Source organism: Pseudomonas sp. TE6283 (assembly GCF_054060555.1).
Map to the genome: position 1 here is coordinate 21,118 of NZ_JBSSDH010000025.1, position 14,511 is coordinate 35,628.

Genomic DNA, 14,511 nt, shown 5'->3' on the forward strand with positions numbered 1-14,511 from the left:
CGCGATCACGCTCGAAATAGCGGGAGCGCTTGAACAACAACGGGGTAGCAATTGCCACGAAAAAAGCTGACCAGCCACCTGCCAACTAGCCTAGGTCCGATAAAACTGTGGGAAGCTTCCTGAGCTGCTGCAACGCGGCGAGCAGACCTTGCCAATGTTTAGCTCTCACCGGAATGAACGTCGCCATTCACTGCTTTAATCAACCTTACAGGCCATGTGAGTATCCAGGGATGCTTCCCGACCCGATGAACGCCCGCCCGCTGCCCTACCCTTCGCTGCCGAAGGCCCGGGCCCGTGCCGGTGAAAATCCGCTGGTCCATATCATCATGGCGTTCTGGGCCCTGTGGCATTGCCGTCACGCGCGCCCACCGGACACGTCGCTCACGCACTCCTGACCCGACCCGGCCGCCCTACTGGCCGATTGACTCAGCCTGACCGCTCGCCTGCGCGGCGGTCACGTGTGCCCCAGAGCGAATCCACCATGCACTTTGCCCCTGCAGAGCAAGCCAGGCGTTTCCTGGCCGACAACCCCGATATCGACCTGATCGAACTGTTCATCCTCGATGCCAACGGCGTGCCACGCGGCAAGCTGCTGCACCGTGAGGAACTGCTGGCAGTGTTCGAAAGCGGCCGCCCGCTGCCCAGCACCATCCTCGGCCTGACCCTAAACGGCGACGATGTCGAAGACTCGGGCCTGGTCTGGGACGTCGGCGACATCGACTGCCGTGCCTACCCGCTGGACGGCAGCCTGGTGCGCCTGCCCTGGCGCCGGGTGCCGACCGCCGCCGTGCAGGTCAGCATGCACCCCAGCGAAGGCCTGCCGGCCAGCGTGGCCGATCCGCGCCATGTGCTGCTGCGGGTGATCGACGCGCTCAAGGCCGATGGTCTCCACCCGGTGATGGCCTGCGAGCTGGAGTTCTACCTGCTCGACCAGCAGCGCGACGCCCAAGGCCGGCCGCAGCCGGCGCTGGACAGCGACGGGGGACGTCCGCGTGGGACCCAGGTGTATGGCTTGCGCGAGCTGGAGCAGATCGAACCCTTCCTCGCCGACCTCTATGCCGCCTGCAAGGCCCAGGGCATCCCGGCCCGCACGGCGATCTCCGAATACGCGCCCGGCCAGGTGGAGATCACCCTGGAACACGGCGACGCACTCGAGGCGATGGACCAGGCCGTGCGCTACAAGCGCCTGGTCAAGGGCATCGCCAACGCCCACGGCATGCAGGCCTGCTTCATGGCCAAGCCGTTCGCCCAGCTGGCCGGCACCGGCATGCACATGCACCTGAGCCTGGCGGACGCCGCCGGCAACAACCTGTTCGCCAGCGAGGACAAGGCCGGTACCCCGCTGCTGCGCCAGGCGGTGGCCGGCATGCTGCATCACCTGCGCGAATCGTTGCTGATGTTCTGCCCCAACGCCAACTCGTTCCGCCGCTTCCAGGCAAACAGCTATGCACCGCTGGCACCGACCTGGGGCGTGGACAACCGCACCGTCAGCCTGCGCGTACCCGGTGGCCCGGCCAACAGCCGGCATATCGAGCACCGCATCTGCGGCGCCGACGCCAACCCCTACCTGGCCGCCGCCGCGATTCTCGCCGCCACCCACCAGGGCATCCGTGAACAACTCGATCCCGGCGCACCGGTCGAGGGCAACGGCTATGCCCAGGCCGGCGAACACCTGCCCACCGACTGGCTAACCGTCCTCGAGGCCCTGGAAAATTCGAGCTGGGCCCGAGAGGCGCTGGGCGAGGCCTTCCTCGGCGTCTACCTCAAGGTCAAGCGCGCCGAGTACCGCCAGTTCATGGCCGAGGTCGGCGAGCAGGACTGGCGCTGGTACCTGCACCAGGCCTGATGCCCACGAGATTACAAGAAGGAACAAGCATGAACGCAGCAGTGAACAACGGCCCGGCCCAGCGCGCGCCGTCCTATTACAGCGCCACCCTCAACGACACGACCGAATACCCCACGCTCAAGGGCACGGTGCAGGTGGACGTGGCGATCATCGGCGGCGGCTTCACCGGCGTGGCCACCGCGGTGGAACTGGCCGAGCGTGGCCTGAAGGTGGCCATCGTCGAGACCAACCGCATCGGCTGGGGCGCCAGCGGGCGCAACGGCGGCCAGGTCACCGGCAGCCTGTCGGGCGACGAGGCCATGCGCACGCAGATGCGCGACCGGCTGGGCGCCGAGGTGGACGATTTCATCTGGCACCTGCGCTGGCGCGGCCACCAGATCATCGAGCAGCGCGTCGAGCGCTACGGCATCCAGTGCGACCTCAAGCACGGCCACCTGCACGCGGCGATGAAACCGTCGCACATGAACGAGCTGCGCGCCTTCGAGGCCGAGGCCCAACGCCGCGGCATGGGCGACCAGGTGCAACTGCTCGACCGCAGCGCCATGCAGCGCCACCTGCAAAGCCCGCTGTACCTCGGCGCGCTGAAGAACCGCCGCAACCTGCACCTGCACCCGCTGAACCTGTGCCTGGGCGAGGCCCGCGCCGCCCACGGGCTGGGTGCGCTGGTGTTCGAAAACTCCGAGGTGCTGGAGATCGTCCACGGCCCGCGCCCGGCGGTGGTCACCGCCCAGGGACGGATCGAGGCACGCCAGGTGATGCTGGCAGGCGACGTGTATCACAAGCTGGAAAAGCGCCAACTCAAGGGCAAGATCTTCCCGGCCATGGGCGGCATCGTCACCACCGCGCCGCTGGGCGATCTGGCCGAGCAGATCAACCCGCAGGACCTGGCGGTGTACGACTGCCGTTTCGTCCTCGACTACTACCGCCTGACCGCCGACAAGCGCCTGCTGTTCGGCGGCGGCGCCAACTACTCCGGGCGTGATTCACGGGACATCGAAGGCGAACTGCGCCCGTGCATCGAGCGCACCTTCCCGGCGCTCAAGGGCGTGCCGATCGAGTTCCAGTGGAGCTGCGCCATGGGCATCGTGGTCAACCGCATCCCGCAGCTGGGCAAGCTGTCGGACAACGTCTGGTACTGCCAGGGGTATTCCGGGCACGGCATCGCCACCAGCCATATCATGGGCGAGATCATGGCCGAGGCATTGACCGGGACACTGGAGAAGTTCGATACGTTCGCGGGCTGCCGGCACATCAAGGTGCCGATGGGCGACTTGCTGGGCAATCCGCTGCTGGCGGCGGGGATGTGGTACTACCAGATGCTGGAAAAGCTGCGCTGAGTTTCCTGTATCGCAAACGTGGGAGCGGGCTTGACCCGCGATGGCTTCGACTCGGGCAACAACGTTACCTGAGCTGACGCTATCGCGGGGCAAGCCCGCTCCCACGTTTCAATCCCAAAGCGCGCTGCGGCTCAGGCGATCTTCTTCAGGCCCTGCTTCTTCAGCTCTTCGTCGCGCAGCTCGCGGCGCAGGATCTTGCCGACGTTGGTGGTCGGCAGCGCATCGCGGAACTCGATGGCCTTCGGCACCTTGTAGCCAGTGACGTTGGCGCGCATGTGCTCCATCACCTGCTCCTTGGTCAGGGTCATGCCCGGCTTGACCACGATGAACACCTTGATCACCTCGCCGGACTTCTCGTCCGGGATGCCGATGGCCGCGCACTGCAGCACGCCCGGCAGCGCGGCGAGCACGTCTTCGAGCTCGTTGGGGTACACGTTGAAGCCGGACACCAGGATCATGTCCTTCTTGCGATCGACGATGCGCATGTAGCCGTCCGGCTGGATCAGGGCGATGTCGCCGGTCTTCAGCCAGCCGTTGCTGTCGATGATCTCGGCGGTGGCGTCTTCACGCTGCCAGTAGCCCTTCATCACCTGCGGCCCCTTGATGCAAAGCTCGCCCACCTCGCCCAGGGGCAACTCCTGGCCGTTGTCGTCGATGATCTTGCACAGGGTGGACGGCACCGGGATGCCGATGGTCCCCAGCTGGTTGGCCGAAGTCGGGTTGACCGCCGCCACCGGGCTGGTCTCGGTCATGCCGTAGCCTTCGCAGATAGCGCAGCCGGTCACCGTCTTCCAGCGCTCGGCCACACTCTGTTGCAGGGCCATGCCGCCGGACAGGGTGATCTTCAGCGCCGAGAAGTCGAGGTTGCGGAACGTCTCGTTGTTGCACAGGGCGACGAACAGCGTGTTGAGGCCAACGAAACCGCTGAACTTCCACTTGCCCAGTTCCTTGACCATGGCCGGCAGGTCGCGTGGGTTGCTGATCAGCACGTTGTGGTTGCCGATGAGCATCATGGCCATGCAATGGAAGGTGAAGGCGTAGATGTGGTACAGCGGCAGCGGGGTGATGAGGATCTCGCAGCCTTCGTGCAGGTTCGAGCCCATCAGCGCGCGACACTGCAGCATGTTGGCGACCAGGTTGCGGTGGGTGAGCATCGCGCCCTTGGCCACTCCGGTGGTACCGCCGGTGTACTGCAGCACGGCGACATCGCCGGACTGCGGGTTGGCCTCGGTCACCGCACCGCCTTTGCCCAGCGCCAGGGCGTCGTTGAAGCGCACGGCGCCCGGCAGGTGGTAGGCCGGCACCATTTTCTTCACGTACTTGATGACGCTGTTGATCAGCAAACGCTTGAGAGGTGGCAACAGGTCGGCCACTTCGGTGACAATGACATGTTTGACCTGGGTCTTGGGCACCACCTTTTCCGCCAGGTGCGCCATGTTGGCCAGGCATACCAGGGCCTTGGCCCCGGAATCGTTGAACTGGTGCTCCAGCTCCCGCGCGGTGTACAGCGGGTTGGTGTTGACCACGATCAGGCCGGCGCGCATGGCACCGAACACAGCGACGGGATACTGCAGAACGTTGGGCAACTGGACAGCGATGCGATCACCCGGCTTCAGGTCGGTGTGCTGCTGCAACCAGGCGGCGAAGGCGCCGGACAGGGTATACAGCTCGCCGTAGGTGATGGTCTTGCCCAGGTTGCTAAAGGCAGGTTTGTCGGCAAAGCGTTGGCAGGATTGCTTGAGTACCGCCTGGATATTGGGGAATTCGTCAGGATTGATGTCCGCCGTGACCCCGGCTGGGTACTTATCCTTCCAAAAATGTTCGATCATGGAAGCCCGCTCCTTCAGCAACAGCGAATTCGGTACGCGTCGATGCGCTTATTATTGATATGAGAGGCCGGCTCATTGCAAACCGGATCCTCTGAAAGCGCGCCGAGAGTAACAGCTTTGCAAAGGGTCGACTAGAGGCCGAAATGGGCCGGCGGGTCACGAAAATGACTCAATGAACTATACAGGTCATTTTTAGAGTAATTATACAAAATGTCGCAAATCCGCCTGAAAGCCCTGCCCTAGATAGGCCTTGCGATTGCGTCAGCCTGGGCGACGACGCTGTCAGAGATGACACAATCGCGGGCCTACCATCAGGCGATGTCGCGCAACTCCCTACGAAGGATCTTGCCCACCGGCGTCATCGGCAGCGATTCGCGCAGCACGATGTGCTTGGGTACCTTGTAGCCGGTGAAGTTGGTCTTGCAGAACGCCTTGAGCTCATCGACGCTCACCCCACCCGCGCGCGGCACCACGAACAGCTTCACCGCCTCGCCGGTGCGCTCGTCCGGCACGCCGATCACCGCGCAGCTGGCCACCTGCGGATGGCCCATCACCACGTCCTCGATCTCGTTGGGATACACGTTGAAGCCCGAGACGATGATCATGTCCTTCTTGCGGTCGACGATGCGGGTGAAACCGTCCGGGTCGATGACGGCGATGTCGCCGGTCTTCAGCCAGCCTTCGGCATCCAGGACCTGGGTGGTGGCCTCAACCTGCTGCCAGTAGCCTTTCATGACCTGCGGCCCCTTGATGCACAGCTCGCCACGCTCGCCCAGCGGCTGCTCGTGACCTTCGTCGTCGATCACCTTGAACGCCGTGCCAGGCACCGGGAGTCCCACGGTCCCCAGGCGCGCCAGCTGGCCATAGGGATTGGTACTGGCTGCCGGCGAGGTTTCGGTCAGGCCGTAGCCTTCGACAATGCGGCAACCGGTGAGGGCCTCCCAGCGTTCGGCGGTGGCCTTGACCAACGCGGTGCCGCCGGAGTTGGTGATCTTCAGCGCGGAGAAATCCAGCGACTTGAAACCCGGGTTGTCCATCAGCGCGACGAACAGCGTGTTCAAGCCCACCAGCGCCGAGAACCGCCACTTGCCCAGCTCCTTGATGAAGCCGGGGATATCGCGGGGGTTGGTGATCAGCACGTTGTGGTTGCCGGTCACCATCATGCACATGCAGTTCGCGGTGAAGGCATAGATGTGGTACAGCGGCAGCGGCGCGATCATCACCTCCTGCCCTTCCTTGATCAGTGGCTGGCCATCGGGGCCGTGCTGGCCGAAGCAGGCCAGTACCTGGAGCATGTTGGCCACCAGGTTGCCGTGGGTGAGCATGGCGCCCTTGGCCAGCCCGGTGGTGCCGCCGGTGTATTGCAGCACCGCAATGTTTTCCAGGGTCTGCGCCACCGGTTTGTGGGTAAGCCCGCGCCCCTGGCGCAGCATCTGCTTGAACGACACGGCCTGGGGCAACTGGTAGGCCGGCACCATCTTCTTCAGCTTGTCGACCACGGTATTGACCAGCCAGCCCTTGGCCGTCGGCAGCAGGTCGCCCATCTTCGCCTCGATCAGGTATTCGATGCCGGTGTCGGGCAGCACCTCCTGCACACGCTTGCCGAACATGTTCAGGTACACCAGCGCGCGGGCGCCGGAGTCCTTGAACTGATGACGCATCTCGCGCTCGGTGTACAGCGGGTTGGTGTTGACCACGATCAGGCCGGCGCGCATGGCGCCGAACACCGCGATAGGGTATTGCAGGACATTGGGCATCTGCACCGCGATGCGGTCGCCCGGCACCAGTTCGGTGTGCTGCTGCAGCCAGGCGGCGAAGGCCGCCGAATGGCGCTCGAGGTCGGCATAGCTCAGGGTGACGCCGAGGTTGCTGTACGCCGGGCGGTCGGCGAAACGCTTGCAGCAGCGCTCGAAGACATCGACGACCGATGTGTAGGCATTCATGTCAATGGTGGAAGGTACGCCCGCCGGGCGCTTGTCGTTCCAGAAGTCGGCTTGCATTTATTGTTGTTCCTCTAACGGGACATCCCTGACCTGATCGCCTGCTGGCAAAAAGGTGTTCAGCCGACGTTAGCAGCTCTGTCGAGGGTGGCAAATACGCCAAGTGCCGCCATTAACATTGTGAATCTCTTTTCTGCCCTTCCTGCAATTGATGGCTTTGCGCATACACTGTTGGGCAACCTCCGCGCGCAAGGACCCGCCATGCCCCACGACGCCTTCTGGCTCCCCGCCAGCGAGCATTGCAGCCTTTATGTCCACCAATGGCTGCCGGCCACCCCGGTCAAGGCCGTGGTGTTGCTGGCCCATGGCATGGCCGAGCACGCCGGGCGCTACCAGCGCCTGGGCCATGCGCTCAATGCCGCCGGCTACGGACTGCTCGCCCCCGACCTGCGCGGCCACGGCCGCACCGCCGAGCTGGGCAGCCTGGGCCTGTTCGCCCGGCAAAATGGCTGGAATGCCGTGCTCAATGACTTGGGCCTGCTGGCCCAGCATATCGGCCAGCAGTTTCCGGGGACCCCGCTGTTCCTGTTCGGCCACAGCATGGGCAGCTACATCGCCCAGGCCTACCTGCTGCACCACAGCGCCAGCCTGCAGGGCGCGATCCTCAGCGGCTCGAACTTCCAGCCGGTGGCGCTGTACCGCGCTGCGCGCCTGATCGCCCGTCTCGAGGCCTGGCGCCAGGGCCCGCTGGGCAAGAGCACGCTGATCGACTGGCTGTCGTTCGGCTCGTTCAACAAGGCGTTCAAGCCCAACCGCACCGCCTTCGACTGGCTCAGCCGCGATGCCGAGGAAGTGGACAAATACATCGCCGACCCGCTGTGCGGCTTTCGCTGCAGCAACCAGCTATGGCTCGACCTGCTGCAGGGCCTGGCGCAGATCAGTCAGAAAAAGAACCTGGCGCAGATCGATCCGAACCTGCCGATCTTCGTGGTGGGCGGCGAATGTGATCCGGTGAGTGCCGGCAAGCGTCTCACCCACCTGGCCGACGCCCTGCGCGCGACCGGCAACCGTCATGTACAGTTGCGCATCTACCCCGGCGCACGCCACGAAGTGCTCAACGAAACCCATCGCGACGAGGTCACCGCCGAGATCATCGGCTGGCTGGAGCAGGCGCTGGCCCTTGGCCGCCCCGCCCGCAGTGAATGATCGGCAGCCTCGCCCCCCACAAGGAAGCCCCTGATGACCCAGGTCACCAACACGCCTTACGAAGCCCTCGAAGTCGGCCAGAAAGCTGAATACAAGAAGTCCGTGGCAGAACGCGATATCCAGCTGTTCGCCGCCATGTCCGGTGACCACAACCCGGTGCATCTGGATGCCGAGTTCGCCGCCAAGAGCATGTTCAAGGAGCGCATTGCCCACGGCATGTTCAGCGGCGCGCTGATCAGCGCCGCGGTGGCCTGCACCCTGCCTGGCCCTGGCACCATCTATCTGGGCCAGCAAATGAGCTTCCAGAAGCCGGTGAAGATCGGTGACGAGTTGACCGTACGCCTGGAAATCCTCGAGAAGCTGCCCAAGTTCAAGGTGCGTATCGCCACCAACGTGTACAACCAGAACGACGAGCTGGTGGTCGCCGGCGAAGCCGAGATCCTCGCGCCGCGCAAACAGCAGACCGTCGAGCTGGTGAGCCCGCCGGAATTCGTTGCCGGCTGAAAGTACAGCGGCTCCTACAGGTCTTGCACTCGGCCTGAGCGCTTACCCCAGCTCGCGCAAGCGCCGCTCGATATGCCGGCGCTCCGGCCCCTGCCGGGTCAGCGTCAGCGCCTGCTGCCAGGCCTCGCGGGCCTGTTCGGTATTGCCCAGTTGACGATGCAGTTCGGCGCGCGCGGCGTGGGCCAGGTGATAATCGCCCAGTTCGCCCCGCTCGAGAATTGCTTCAACCGCGCGCAACCCGACCTGTGCGCCATCGCGCCGGGCCAGGGCTGCTGCCCGGTTCAGCTCCACCACCGGTGACGGCCAGTGGCGCTGCAGCACATCGTACAGGCCGACGATCTCGTCCCAGTCGGTGGCCTCGGCGCTGGGCGCTTCGGCATGCAGCGCGGCAATCGCCGCCTGCACGCTGTAAGGGCCGAACTCCCGACTGCCCAGTGCCTGGCGCACCAACTGGCTGCCCTCCTCTATCTGTGCCCGGTCCCACAGACCGCGGTCCTGCTCATCAAGCAGCACCAGCTCGCCGTGGGCGTCGCTGCGCGCGTTCTGCCGCGAGGCCTGCAACAGCATCAACGCCAGCAGCCCCAGCACTTCGGCATCCGGCAGCAATTGCGCCAGCAACCGGCCCAGGCGGATGGCTTCGTCGGTCAGCGCGCGCGTGGTCACATCCTCGCCCGAAGACGCCGAATAGCCCTCGTTGAACACCAGGTAGATCACCCGCAGCACGCTCTCCAGCCGCTCCGGCAATTCGCCCAGCTCCGGTACCTGGTAGGGGATCTTCGCATCACGGATCTTGGCCTTGGCCCGCACGATGCGCTGGGCGATGGTCGCCGGGCTCTGCAGGAAGGCGCGGGCGATCTGCTCGGTGGTCAGGTCGCAGACCTCGCGCAATGTCAGCGGCACCTGGGCATCGAAGGCCAGGGCCGGGTGGCAGCAGGTGAAGATCAGGCGCAGCCGATCATCGACCAGCAGTTCCTGCTCGCCCGGATCCTGGGCCTCGCCTTCTAGCAGCATGATCAGGTCCGCCTGGGAGCGGTCGAAGCGGGCACGCCGGCGCAAGGCGTCGATGGCCTTGAAACGGCCGGCGGAGACCAGCCAGGCCCGCGGATTGTCCGGGATGCCATCGCGCTGCCAACGTTCGACGGCAATGAAGAAGGCGTCATGCAAGGCCTCCTCGGCCAGGTCGAAGTCTCCCAGCAGGCGGATCAGGGTGGCCAGGATACGCCGGGAGTCGCGGCGGTAGACCGCCGCCACTTCATCACGGATTTGCCCTTCGCTGTTCATCAGCCCGGCGATACCTGGGTCATCGTGGTTCTCCATTCACGTCAGGGTTGCAGCTCTCGCACAGGGCGCACCTCGACGCTGCCGACCCGCGCCGCCGGAATACCCTTGGCGATGTTCAACGCTTCGTTGAGGTCGCGGGCATCGACCAGGTAGAAACCAGCCAACTGCTCCTTGGTCTCGGCGAACGGGCCATCGGTCAGGCTCATCCGGCCGGCGCGCACGCGCACCGTTGTGGCCGTCTGCACGGGCTTGAGCGCCTCGGCGGCGATCATCCGCCCGGAGCCCTGGATGGACTCGGCGTAAGCCATGCATTCGGCGTCCTCGGGGCTGTCGGGCAGGCTGTGCAACAGCGCTTCATCACAATAGACCAGGCACAGGTATTTCATGATCGTCTCCGGGGCAAGGTGGCGATAGGCGGTCGAGGGCATTCAGGGTTTGAGATCGAACAGCGCTTTTTGCGTTTCCATGTCGAACGGCGCCGACCAGTGTTCGTGGATGACCTGCCATTGGCCGCCGCTGCGCCGGTAGCCGACGGTGGCGCGCATGAAACCGCACTGGCTCTCATCGTCGCCCGGGCCACAGCGGTTGAGCCAGTGGGCCAGGCCCAGGTCGCCGTCGGCGTGCACGGTCAGTTGCGCCAGTTCGAACACCATCGGCCCGGTGCACATGCCCATGCACATCTCCCAATGGGCGCGGTAGGCGGCCTTGCCTTTGAATTGCAGGGCCTGGATGGCGTCGAAGGCAAGAATGTCGTCGGCGTAGGGGGCGACGATACGGTCCACGTCACGCTCGCGCACGGCTTGCATCCACTGTTCGATCAGTTGCTTCAGCTCACGCTCGGCTGCAGTGTTCATCGGTGTTTCCTCCGAAGATTCATCAGGGTTGGTGGTGACGCTTTCAACACTGGTCGAACGGGAAAACGGCAAATCGACAACTGCCCGGAAACTTTCAGTCGAGGGGCGCGACTGGCTTGAGGAAATACACGACACGCTCAGTCTCGGCAAAGCCCAGGGCCGCGTGCATGCGCTGGCTGCCAAGGTTGTCCAGCGCGGCGTCCGAGGCCAGCTCGCGGCAACCTTTGCCATCGGCCCACCGTTCGACAGCCGCGATCAGCTGGCGGGCGACGCCCTGGCCGCGCGAGGCCTGTTCGACAAAGACGCCTTCAAGGTATGCCACCGGCGAAGTGTTGCTGCCATTGACATAGTCATGACGCACCGACGCCTCGGCCAGCCCTTGCGCCCTGCCCTGCTCGTCATACGCCAGCAGGGCCACGAAGGTTGCGGGGCGGCCGGCGATATCGGCCATTTCTGCCAGGTGGTCAGTCGCCGCACTGTCGGGCCACAAGGCGCTGCGCAAGTGCAGCCAGGCCGGACTGCCCGGGTCAGTGCAGGGTTGGATCATTGCCACTTCTGGGAACTCCATGACTCAAACAGGTGTAGACAAGATGAACTCACGATAACCGGAGAGAATCACATACACAGCGAAATAACAGAAAATGGCCGCCGACAGCAGGTAGGACCACGTAAGCAGCCGGTCCCCAAGCAGACGCCCACCATGGCTGGCGATGCCGCAGAGCGACACGCACCAGACCAACCCGGCGGCGAAGAAGCCCCCGAGGAACAGTCCCGCATCGAGCAGACTGCCGCCACCGGACCTTGAGATCAGCACCCCACCCACCGCCGCGAACCAGAGGATCGCGCTGGGCGATGACATGGCCAGGAAGATCCCGCGCAGGAACTCGCGCCAGCCCGACTCCACCACCACTTCGCCCCGCGACTCCAGATGCCCGCCGCGCCAGGCCGCCAGCAACATCTTCACGGCAAACCACACCAGCAGCGCCGAGCCGCCCAGCCACAGGGCCCAGCGCACGCTTTCGAACTGCAGCAGCACGGTCATCCCGGCCAGAGCAGCAATTGCATAGACCAGGTCGCCGACGCAGGTACCCAGGCCCAGCCAGAACCCCTGGAGAAACCCGCGCTGCATGGCCAGGGTGATCATGGCGATATTGGCCACCCCGATATCCAGGCAAAGGGACAGACTGAGCAGAAAACCGTTGGAGAAAGGCATGGTGCACTCTGGGCATATTCAGGGGTGCACATTGAACCCGAGGGGGCGCCTGCCGTACAGAAAGAAAGCTCACTCGCTCAGACAGGCCCCGCCAACACCTGCGCATAGCGCCCACGATCCACATTGGCGCCACTGAGCACCACCGCCACACGCTTGCCGGCCTGACGCCCACGTTCCTGCATCAGCGCGGCCAGGGCAGCGGCACCGGCACCTTCGGCGGTGTTGTGGGTGGTCTCGTGGTAGAGCCGCATGGCCTCGGCGATCTCGTCGTCGCTTACTCTCACGATACGTGCGGCATGCTCGCGCACCAGGGCGAAGGCGTCGGGGTGCGGCACGCGGCAGGCCATGCCGTCGGCGAAAGTGTCGGCGCTGGCGGTGGTGACGATGCGCCCCCGCTCGAAGCTCTGGGCATAGGCATCCGCAGCACTGGAGACCACGCCGACGATCTCGGTGTCCAGCCCCAGCAGGTTGCGCGCCTGGATCAGCCCGCAGATGCCCGAGCCCATGCCGATCGGCACGTACACGCAATCCAGGTCGGCCACCGCCTCGAACAGCTCCAGCGCATAGGTGGCCACGCCACGCACCAGTTCCGGGTGGAACGACGGGACCATCGCGTAGCCGCGCGCCTCGGCCAGGCGCGCCGCTTCTTCACGGGCAACGTCGAAGTCCACGCCGTGCTCCACCAGTTCCGCGCCCAGGGCACGCATGGCGGCGTTCTTCTCTCGCGAGTTGCCTTCAGGCACCACGATCACCAGCGGCAAGCCCGCCTGGCGCGCGGCCAGGGCCATGCTCTGGCCATGGTTGCCGCGGGTGGCGGTGACCAGCCCGCGTGGGACTTCGCCACCGGCCAGCAGGGAACGCACGTAGACCAGCCCGCCACGTACCTTGAAGGCACCGGTGGGGGCATGGTTCTCGTGCTTGACCCAGAGCTGGCAACCCAACCGCTCGGCCAGCAGCGGCCAGGCATGCTGCGGGGTCGGTGGCACGTGCTGGTGAACAAAATCGGCGGCTTCACGCAGGGCGGGCAAGTCGAACATGACGATCTTCCTTCATCGGTAGGGCTTGATCCGATCCTAAGCGCCGGTCATTGTATGGGTCCAAATATATATTGCATGGGTAGCAATTTCGTGTGGATTCCCGCCCTGCCAGACAACGACCAGCCGCGCTACCTGGCGCTGGTCGAGGCCATTGCCGGCGCCATCGAACAGGGTGAGCTGAAAGCCGGTGAACGCCTGCCGCCCCAGCGTCGCCTGGCCTGGGCGCTGGGCCTGAACCCGAGCACCACGCAACAGGCCTACCGCGAAGCCGCAGCGCGGCACCTGGTGTCCGGGGAGGTGGGGCGCGGCACCTATGTGCTGGCCAGCAGCAAGGAGGCGACGCTGTTTCGCCTCAAGCAGCCCGACCGCCAGCACCCGGTGATCGACTTGTCGACCAACGTGCCGGTGGCCGACCCGCATAATCTCGACCTGGAGCACAGCCTGCCCAGACTGCTCGAACAAGGTGCAACCGCCCTGCTCGACCATTACCTGGGGCCGGAACAACTGCTGCTGGGACGGATCCAGGCCGCTCGCTGGCTGGCCAATCGTGGCCTGGACCTCAGGCCGGAGGAAGTGTTGCTCTGCGGTGGCGCCCAGCAGGCCTTGGTCATGGTGTTGCAGTCGCTGTGCCAGGCGGGCGAGCCGGTGATGGTCGAGGCGTTGACCGCCCCGGGCATCAAGGCGGCCTGTCGTCAGTTGCGCCTGCCGGTGCAGGGGGTCGCGCTGGATGAGCAAGGTTTGCGCCCTGAGGAGCTGGACCGCGTCGTGCGGGCCAGTGGCGCGCGGGTGCTGGTGACCACCCCGACCCTGCACAACCCGACCGGGGCATGCATGGACGAGGCCCGGCGCCTGGCACTGGCGGAAGTCGTCCGCCACCACGACTTGCTGGTGATCGAGGATGACGTGTATGGCGCCTTGACCGATCGGCCGCCGCTCTACCCTTTGCTCGAAGGCCGCGGCGTGCTGATCAGCAGCATGTCCAAGACCGTGGCCGCCGGCCTGCGCCTGGGCTGGATCGTGGCCCCACCAGCGTTGCTGGCGCAGATCGACCCTTATGCACAGGCTACCCACTGGTCGGTGTCGCCGTTGAACCTGCACATCGCTTGCCAGTGGATTTCGGACGGGACCGCCGCACGGCGACTGGCCTGGCAGCGGGAGGAACTGGCCGAGCGCTGGCGCCTGGCGCGGTCGTTGCTGGGTAATGCATTGCCGGTGGATGGCGTGCCTTCGCCCCATGTCTGGCTGGCCACGCCTGGAGAGGCCGAGGCGCTGGTTGCCCGGTGTCGGGCGCAAGGGGTGGAGATCGTGCCGGCCAGCGTGTTCGCGGTGGGCACGGAGCGTGTGCGGGCGGTGCGGGTCAGCCTGTCGGCGGCGCACAGCCGGGCGCAGTTGAAGCAGGGGCTGGAGCTTGTGGGGGCGGGTTTGACCCGCGATTGCAACTGATCGCCATCGCGGGGCAAGCCC

Annotated in this window: 13 protein-coding genes; 5 read left to right on the plus strand and 8 right to left on the minus strand. The window is 65.2% G+C overall.

The window, feature by feature from the left end; genetic code table 11:
- Positions 1-481 precede the first annotated feature (481 nt).
- Entirely contained in the window at positions 482-1,846 is a 1,365-nt protein-coding gene (locus tag ACVWZ5_RS23335) for a glutamine synthetase family protein (RefSeq protein ID WP_084943605.1), read from the plus strand.
- A 29-nt stretch (positions 1,847-1,875) separates the two neighbouring features.
- Positions 1,876-3,183 carry an NAD(P)/FAD-dependent oxidoreductase gene (locus ACVWZ5_RS23340; RefSeq protein WP_028693065.1) on the plus strand — a complete coding sequence of 436 codons (1,308 nt, stop codon included), beginning with the start codon at positions 1,876-1,878 and terminating at the stop codon, positions 3,181-3,183.
- A gap of 131 nt (positions 3,184-3,314) precedes the next feature.
- On the opposite strand, the gene fadD1 is transcribed toward ACVWZ5_RS23340, so the two are convergent.
- Positions 3,315-5,012 carry a long-chain-fatty-acid--CoA ligase FadD1 gene (gene fadD1, locus ACVWZ5_RS23345; protein WP_028693064.1) on the minus strand — a complete coding sequence of 566 codons (1,698 nt, stop codon included), beginning with the start codon at positions 5,010-5,012 and terminating at the stop codon, positions 3,315-3,317.
- Positions 5,013-5,323: 311 nt separating this feature from the next.
- On the minus strand, positions 5,324-7,012 hold the full coding sequence (fadD2, locus tag ACVWZ5_RS23350; protein WP_062574829.1) for a long-chain-fatty-acid--CoA ligase FadD2: 1,689 nt from the start codon (positions 7,010-7,012) through the stop codon (positions 5,324-5,326).
- A gap of 201 nt (positions 7,013-7,213) precedes the next feature.
- Between fadD2 and ACVWZ5_RS23355 the strand changes: the two genes are divergently transcribed.
- Positions 7,214-8,158, plus strand: coding sequence for an alpha/beta hydrolase (locus tag ACVWZ5_RS23355; protein WP_096049553.1), 945 nt, complete (start codon positions 7,214-7,216; stop codon positions 8,156-8,158).
- Between the two features lie 33 nt (positions 8,159-8,191).
- Positions 8,192-8,662, plus strand: coding sequence for a MaoC family dehydratase (locus tag ACVWZ5_RS23360; protein WP_062574831.1), 471 nt, complete (start codon positions 8,192-8,194; stop codon positions 8,660-8,662).
- A 42-nt stretch (positions 8,663-8,704) separates the two neighbouring features.
- On the opposite strand, the gene ACVWZ5_RS23365 is transcribed toward ACVWZ5_RS23360, so the two are convergent.
- From ACVWZ5_RS23365 to ACVWZ5_RS23390, 6 genes are all read right to left on the minus strand, one after another.
- Positions 8,705-9,943, minus strand: a complete 1,239-nt coding sequence (locus tag ACVWZ5_RS23365; protein WP_062575762.1) for an RNA polymerase sigma factor — start codon at positions 9,941-9,943, stop codon at positions 8,705-8,707.
- Between the two features lie 41 nt (positions 9,944-9,984).
- Entirely contained in the window at positions 9,985-10,329 is a 345-nt protein-coding gene (locus ACVWZ5_RS23370; RefSeq protein WP_028693059.1) for a YciI family protein, read from the minus strand.
- A gap of 42 nt (positions 10,330-10,371) precedes the next feature.
- Entirely contained in the window at positions 10,372-10,797 is a 426-nt protein-coding gene (locus ACVWZ5_RS23375) for a YybH family protein (RefSeq protein ID WP_062574832.1), read from the minus strand.
- 94 nt (positions 10,798-10,891) lie between these two features.
- Positions 10,892-11,344 (minus strand): aminoglycoside 6'-N-acetyltransferase, encoded by a 453-nt coding sequence (gene aac(6'), locus ACVWZ5_RS23380; RefSeq protein ID WP_232857282.1) that lies wholly within the window; start codon positions 11,342-11,344, stop codon positions 10,892-10,894.
- 24 nt (positions 11,345-11,368) lie between these two features.
- Positions 11,369-12,010 carry a LysE family translocator gene (locus ACVWZ5_RS23385; RefSeq protein WP_062574833.1) on the minus strand — a complete coding sequence of 214 codons (642 nt, stop codon included), beginning with the start codon at positions 12,008-12,010 and terminating at the stop codon, positions 11,369-11,371.
- 77 nt (positions 12,011-12,087) lie between these two features.
- Complete coding sequence (locus ACVWZ5_RS23390) at positions 12,088-13,047, minus strand: threonine dehydratase (protein WP_062574834.1); 960 nt, start codon at positions 13,045-13,047, stop codon at positions 12,088-12,090.
- Positions 13,048-13,122: 75 nt separating this feature from the next.
- On the opposite strand from ACVWZ5_RS23390, the gene ACVWZ5_RS23395 reads away from it, so the two are divergent.
- Entirely contained in the window at positions 13,123-14,490 is a 1,368-nt protein-coding gene (locus ACVWZ5_RS23395) for an aminotransferase-like domain-containing protein (RefSeq protein ID WP_096049551.1), read from the plus strand.
- The last annotated feature ends 21 nt before the right edge of the window (positions 14,491-14,511 follow it).

Coding starts and splice junctions, on each gene's coding strand:
- ACVWZ5_RS23335 (WP_084943605.1), top strand. CDS start 482: ATGCACTTTGCCCCTGCAGAGCAAGCCAGGCGTTTCCTGGCCGACAAC.
- ACVWZ5_RS23340 (WP_028693065.1), top strand. CDS start 1,876: ATGAACGCAGCAGTGAACAACGGCCCGGCCCAGCGCGCGCCGTCCTAT.
- fadD1 (WP_028693064.1), bottom strand. CDS start 5,012: ATGATCGAACATTTTTGGAAGGATAAGTACCCAGCCGGGGTCACGGCG.
- fadD2 (WP_062574829.1), bottom strand. CDS start 7,012: ATGCAAGCCGACTTCTGGAACGACAAGCGCCCGGCGGGCGTACCTTCC.
- ACVWZ5_RS23355 (WP_096049553.1), top strand. CDS start 7,214: ATGCCCCACGACGCCTTCTGGCTCCCCGCCAGCGAGCATTGCAGCCTT.
- ACVWZ5_RS23360 (WP_062574831.1), top strand. CDS start 8,192: ATGACCCAGGTCACCAACACGCCTTACGAAGCCCTCGAAGTCGGCCAG.
- ACVWZ5_RS23365 (WP_062575762.1), bottom strand. CDS start 9,943: ATGAACAGCGAAGGGCAAATCCGTGATGAAGTGGCGGCGGTCTACCGC.
- ACVWZ5_RS23370 (WP_028693059.1), bottom strand. CDS start 10,329: ATGAAATACCTGTGCCTGGTCTATTGTGATGAAGCGCTGTTGCACAGC.
- ACVWZ5_RS23375 (WP_062574832.1), bottom strand. CDS start 10,797: ATGAACACTGCAGCCGAGCGTGAGCTGAAGCAACTGATCGAACAGTGG.
- ACVWZ5_RS23385 (WP_062574833.1), bottom strand. CDS start 12,010: ATGCCTTTCTCCAACGGTTTTCTGCTCAGTCTGTCCCTTTGCCTGGAT.
- ACVWZ5_RS23390 (WP_062574834.1), bottom strand. CDS start 13,047: ATGTTCGACTTGCCCGCCCTGCGTGAAGCCGCCGATTTTGTTCACCAG.
- ACVWZ5_RS23395 (WP_096049551.1), top strand. CDS start 13,123: ATGGGTAGCAATTTCGTGTGGATTCCCGCCCTGCCAGACAACGACCAG.